3 protein-coding genes are annotated in these 2,103 nt (G+C 40.1%); 2 read left to right on the forward strand and 1 reads right to left on the reverse strand.

Translation table 11 applies throughout. The features are described 5' to 3' along the window. Nucleotides 1–551, forward strand: a 551-nt coding sequence (locus tag G4P69_RS37275; RefSeq protein WP_208354917.1) for a response regulator transcription factor, incomplete at its 5' end; no start/stop codon positions are given. A 266-nt stretch (nt 552–817) separates the two neighbouring features. After that, nucleotides 818–1,231 (forward strand): gamma-glutamylcyclotransferase family protein, encoded by a 414-nt coding sequence (locus G4P69_RS37280; protein ID WP_208346342.1) that lies wholly within the window; start codon nt 818–820, stop codon nt 1,229–1,231. 85 nt (nt 1,232–1,316) lie between these two features. On the opposite strand, the gene G4P69_RS37285 is transcribed toward G4P69_RS37280, so the two are convergent. Continuing rightward, on the reverse strand, nt 1,317–1,955 hold the full coding sequence (locus tag G4P69_RS37285; protein ID WP_208346343.1) for an anti-sigma factor family protein: 639 nt from the start codon (nt 1,953–1,955) through the stop codon (nt 1,317–1,319). Nucleotides 1,956–2,103: the final 148 nt, after the last annotated feature.

The raw sequence follows: 2,103 nt of genomic DNA on the forward strand, positions 1-2,103 counted from the left end.
TTCCTGTTATTTTTATTAGTGCATTAGATGGGGTTATTGACAAAGTTAAAGCCTTTGCTGTTGGAGGGATAGATTACATTACCAAACCCTTTAGCGAAGAAGAGGTTTTTGCCCGCGTAGAGAATAATCTAATAATTCAACGACTACAAAAGCAGCTTATTGAGCAAAATGCTCGTTTGCAACAAGAGATCAGAGAAAGGCAAAAAGCTGAGTCAGCACTACGCTTGAGTCAGTTTTACTTAGACCAGTTTAAGGATTCTATCTTGTTTGTTGATTCGGATGCTCAAATTGTTTACGTCAATGAGGCTGCTTGTTTTACTCTTGGCTACTCTCGTGAACAACTCCTCACCATGACTGTTCACGATATTAACCCCAATTTTCCCGCAGAAATTTGGCGATCTCATTGGGAGGAATTGAAACACAAAGCCTATTTCAGCTTTGAATCCACTCTCAAGACTAAAAAGAATCACGAAATAAGTGTCGAAATAACTATTAATTACTTAGAATTTAATGGTATTGGATATCACTGCGCAAATATACGCAAATTATAGAATTTTTCGGATAAATGAGTTATGCCATTTTAGGAAAATCCGAAAATCCAGATACAAATACAGTGTGTAGGGGCGAATCGCATACTCTGCGAGAAGCCGGAGGCTACCCCCTCACAGATGTTTAATGTGTATCAACATTTAAGTGAATTGGTATTACACCAACAGCCTGAGGGCAACCGCCGTTTACCCCTACCAATTTACCTCATGCACCGGCAAAGTGCCGTAAGTATGTAAGATAAAAATTCAAAAAATCTTTGAAAATAAGGATGACTGAATCTCAAGAAAAAGCCTCTCCATTATTGCGAGTCTTTGTTTACGGGACTCTCAAACCAGGTGAAGTCAATTACCAAAAATACTGCGCTGGTAAAGTCGTAGATGCAACTCCAGCAATAGCATTAGGAGAACTATTTGCTTTACCTATGGGTTACCAAGCTATGACACTAGGTAATAGCCCTGTTCATGGATATTTACTTACTTTTTACGACGAAGAAATTTTCACTCAACTGGATGATCTAGAAGATTACCAACCAGAAAGACCTGAGTCAAAGAACCTCTATAATCGACGACAGATAGAAGTGTACGACCAACAAGGGCGATCGCTTGGTTGGGCTTGGGCTTACTTAATCAGTAACTATTCACTTGCTCAATTAGGAGGTGTAGTCCAAAGTGATGGTCTTTGAACTTCGTGAAGTACCCCATCTTGTCTAAGGCTGAAGATGGGGACTTTCGCAAGCCTGTTAAGAATTTATAAATATAAATTTTTCTTTAATTTATTTCCTTTTCCACATTCTGCGGCAAGGATTGTTCCTGATTTAGTTTATTTTCCTTGTTTTGAGGAAAAGCCTCTGCTGCTTTAGGAATTGGAACCACCGAGTTGTTTATAGCAATCATTAGGGGTGACGCTACAACGGGTGGAGGTTGAGGTGCTAATTTTCCCTGTTGTGCGGGTTGTATTAAGCTTTGATGAGCCAGTTGAGGTTCTGTTAATTTCGCATTGGGAAATAAGACAGATATTGCGCTAATGGCACAAGCAGCAATAGTGGCACCTCCACACAGCCAAACCACTTTAGAACGGCGATGTGACCGTGCTAAAACTTGCTTGACTGTTTCTTCTACAGACTGTTTTGACGGCGGGGCTTGCAGAGTCCGCAAGCCCTGCCTTAGTTTCAACAGTCGGGTATACAAGCGTTGAACCTCTTGGTCTTCAGCTAACCATTGTTCAACTTGTTTACGTTCTGCAGCCGTTACCTCACCATCGAGGTAAGCACTCAATAACTCGAAGCGATCGCGCCTCACCATATCCATAGCACCCGTTGATTCATTGGTATGCTTATCCTTCCCATATAGCAAATCTAAATAAAACTGCAAGCGGGAACGGTTGTCAAACAGAGAATCAGTAGTCATCTTAACATTATTACCAATTCTTTCACGGGTAGACACAGCGGATAAGTTTGAGAGAGTAATCAAATTATTTTGCGTTTGGCAGAAACAATTTACTGTTCTTTTTTTAATTCTTAATGAATTATTAAATTCCGCCATTTAGAAAAGTACA

It is taken from the genome of Aetokthonos hydrillicola CCALA 1050 (assembly GCF_017591665.1).
GTDB lineage: Bacteria > Cyanobacteriota > Cyanobacteriia > Cyanobacteriales > Nostocaceae > Aetokthonos > Aetokthonos hydrillicola.